Source organism: Staphylococcus sp. HMSC072H03 (assembly GCF_001809305.1).
GTDB lineage: Bacteria > Bacillota > Bacilli > Staphylococcales > Staphylococcaceae > Staphylococcus > Staphylococcus hominis.
In genome coordinates this window covers 1-3,511 of the sequence record NZ_KV796864.1, presented here as the reverse complement: position 1 = coordinate 3,511, position 3,511 = coordinate 1, and the positions used below count along the sequence as shown (strand labels likewise).

The window sequence follows — 3,511 nt, the reverse complement described above, 5'->3', positions numbered from 1 at the left end:
TTAGCTATATTTTTTTACTTTGCAACAGAACCTTTATGTTTCTAAACATGTTCTTTCTCAATTAAGGAAAAATGAAGTAGTTCAGTTATTGCAAAGACTAGGTGGCGGCAATGCAAAAAATGAAGAAATATATTTAGATATTGAAGAGAATGGCAATATTTTAGAAGTAAAAGAGCCTCTTACAATTTAAAAATTGTAGAGACTCTGAATATAAACTTGAATTTAGTTAGCATATCTACTAAATAGTAATTGATTTGTGAAATATTCTTTAGGTTCGATTGTTTGTTTAATCTTACCTGTTTCTTTTAACCATAATTGTAAATCATTGTAGAAATCAGAACTCATTGATAAATCGTTAGTGAAACATTTTGCTGTGGCTTGTATTGTAGATTTATTTAAATTATCGCTTACATCTGTATTTGTATATGAAGAGTAGATATGAATTGCATCTTCAAGATTAGTTTTAATATATTGAATTGCTTTTTGTATAACTTTAATAAATGTTTTGATCTTTTCTTCTTCAAAGTGTAACTTATCAGGGGTAGTGATAAAAATTAATTGGCAAAAGTCAGGAACATTGTAATCTTTTAATGCGAAATAATCGACATTTAATCCTTTACTTTTGGCTTCTAAAATTTCAAAATTTTCAAAGATAAGTGTTGCGGCATCTGCTTTATCATTTAATAATGCATCTGTATGATAAAAACTGTTATTTACAGGTTTAATATCTCCATCTATATATTGAGCACCATCAGCTTCAATCATTGTTTTTGCAATAGCAATACCCCCAAGACCTGGAGCTCCTGGGTACTGGAGACGTTTGCCAATTAAATCTTTTGGTGTTTTAATACCTTTATCTTTTTTATACATTATACCGCCGTTGGTGTGTAAGAATCTTGCGAAGCCTACAACATTTTGGTTGGATGCTTTATCTTCTACTAAATGGATAGGTTCTGTAATTGCGATATCCATTGTACCTTTTTCTATTTCATCTAAAGCATCAAAATGTTCTTTAGGTTCGATCATCTCAATTTCTAGATTTTGTTCCTTAAACCATCCTCTTTCTATTCCTAAGATTAATGGCATATGATCAGGATTTAAAAACCATTCTAAACCAACTCTTAATTTCTCCATAAAAAAATCCTCCAATAACTCAATTTTCTACGCAAAAAAGTGAATTACTGAAAAACATCAAATAATATGTAAATCACTTTCCTACGATGGTACTAACCGACAGGTTCAAGGGTTGAAAGTAAGTACTTTCTCTCAGCAATCAATTGCACCCCTAGTGAATATATTGTTATATACATTTAACATAACATATATTCTAGGTTAATTAAATCTGATATTTTGTTTACATTTACTTTATCATATTATTTCATTTGTATATTTATATCATTTTATCGATCATTTCATAATGTGTAAGATTAATATATTTTGAAGTAATCAAGAGTAAATAAACGGAAATTTCGATTTAATTTAAAAATTATTAGATGCCCGACTAGTTTTTAGAATTAAGTTCCAATTCAAATTACTATAGTTTTTAAACAATAATTATAAGCTATTATCTATATAATTTTTTAAGAACTTGATGTCACTCATTAAAAGATTCGACTCTTTTTTCATATATATGCTCAAAGGAGAACGTTTGTTTTTTATTCTCCATATTATAAAGAATAAATAGTAAATACTATTGAAAAACTTTAACATTGAAATTAGTATTTGTTGATACACAAACTTTAAATATGAAAGCGAGTGAATGCAATGATTAAAAATAAATGGAAAATAGAAATGTGGTTTCAAAGTTTTAATTATTTTATACATAAAATTGATTACGAATTTATACTAAAAGAGTATGCAAAAGATATTTTACCTGAAGAAATTGGAACAAATTATGTAGTGGGAGAAGCACAGCCTAATGAAACTATATATATAAGCTACTTTATAAATACCTCTGATCAAAATATTGAGCAACACACTGTGAAATGTAGTGAAGAGGGTATATTTATCGATAAAATTCCTAGTGGCTTTACTAAAGATACTTTGCCGTATTCTATTGATAGTCAAAGTATGGTGGACATAGATGAACTTTCAAATGAAATCATTGACCAAGGTGTAGATGCTTTAGAAGTGTTAGAATCAACAATTCTAGATACATATTTCACCGAGTTCTTAGCCACAATCAATAAAACAACAGATTTTGCTAAAAAGATAGCTAACAATACTATAAAACAGATTCAAGAAAATATTAATTTAAAAAAAGCTAAATATAAAATAGATTACGAAAAAACTGTAGACAACGTATCTTCTTGGAATACATTTAAAAGTTTGAAAGATATAATAATAGAAATCCATCAAGATTTATCTAGAGAAAATTTTGACGATGTAGTTACAAGTAATTTTTTAACAAAATATCTCATTTACAAAGAAAAACAAGATTCCTATGTTAAGAAAAACATCTCAAACGTAAATAAATCTAAGTACTTTAAACAACTAGTGACAGAAGGTTTAATTAAAGAACGAACAAGTAATTCTCAATACTTTGAAATTGCTAATAGTATTAAACCTTCAACTCATAAAAAAGATAGCTTAAATCAATCTGACGAACTAGATCAATTCAGACAATCTATTATCGGTATTTCTCTCAACTTATATGATCAAAATGATACGTATTTTAAATTTATCCGTAGTATTCTGACAAATAAGTCACGTAAAGTTAATTTAACAATAGATAGCCTGATTGAGTCTCAAAATAATATAAATGAATTTATGAAAAAACAAAACTTACTTAATAATAACGAATTATATTATTTAACGACCATTGAAGATACATTCCACTTTGCATTATTTACTGCTATTTCCGATTTAATCGATGAATTAGTTACACTAGTAAGTAATATCATTCAAAAATCAACTCAATATGATATATTAGTTGCTCTGCATAGTATTACTAATTTAAAGAATGATCTAATTGCCTTAACCTACAAACATGAACAAAAATTAACTCACTTTGAGAGTCTTATTAATGGCTATGCAAGAAATACTAATTTGAAAGCTTTGATTCATAAAACCATTAAAAATAATGTAAAAATGACAGAAAAAGTAGAAGACTCTTTACTCACTGAGCTTAAAAAATATAACATTAGCAACTTTTATAAAAGAGAAAATTTTAATAATAATCCTAATGACTTTCTCGATAAACTAATGATTCAAATAATTAGTAAGTTTTACAAGACACGTTTAGACAGTATTAAAGAAGGACCAAATTTATATTATTAATTCAATAAATATGCCCAACGATTCTTAAATCGTTGGGCTTTTTATTTATTAAACGTTATAGAATCAATGTCCTAAAATTCTCTTTCGAAATCTCAAACCTCTATTTTTCTTTGAGAGTAAAATAAAGTCCATATCACGTAAGTGATAATTTTAGGAGGTAGATAATAGTTATGAAAAGAAATAAAAGTGAATCACAGGAGAAGCTTTATAATTTTGTAATTGCCAAAGCTTT

General features: G+C 26.9%; 2 protein-coding genes and 1 riboswitch. Of the genes, one reads left to right on the top strand and one right to left on the bottom strand.

Going from position 1 to position 3,511, the window contains the following annotated elements:
• Positions 1 to 222 precede the first annotated feature (222 nt).
• Positions 223 to 1,134: an ABC transporter substrate-binding protein gene (locus HMPREF2578_RS00435; RefSeq protein ID WP_046464619.1), complete on the bottom strand. Its 912-nt coding sequence runs from the start codon at positions 1,132 to 1,134 to the stop codon at positions 223 to 225.
• 61 nt (positions 1,135 to 1,195) lie between these two features.
• Positions 1,196 to 1,297, bottom strand: a riboswitch (TPP riboswitch).
• Positions 1,298 to 1,764: 467 nt separating this feature from the next.
• On the opposite strand from HMPREF2578_RS00435, the gene HMPREF2578_RS00430 reads away from it, so the two are divergent.
• The gene (locus tag HMPREF2578_RS00430) at positions 1,765 to 3,279 is read left to right on the top strand and encodes a hypothetical protein (protein ID WP_046464618.1); all 1,515 of its coding nucleotides are present in this window, start codon (positions 1,765 to 1,767) and stop codon (positions 3,277 to 3,279) included.
• The last annotated feature ends 232 nt before the right edge of the window (positions 3,280 to 3,511 follow it).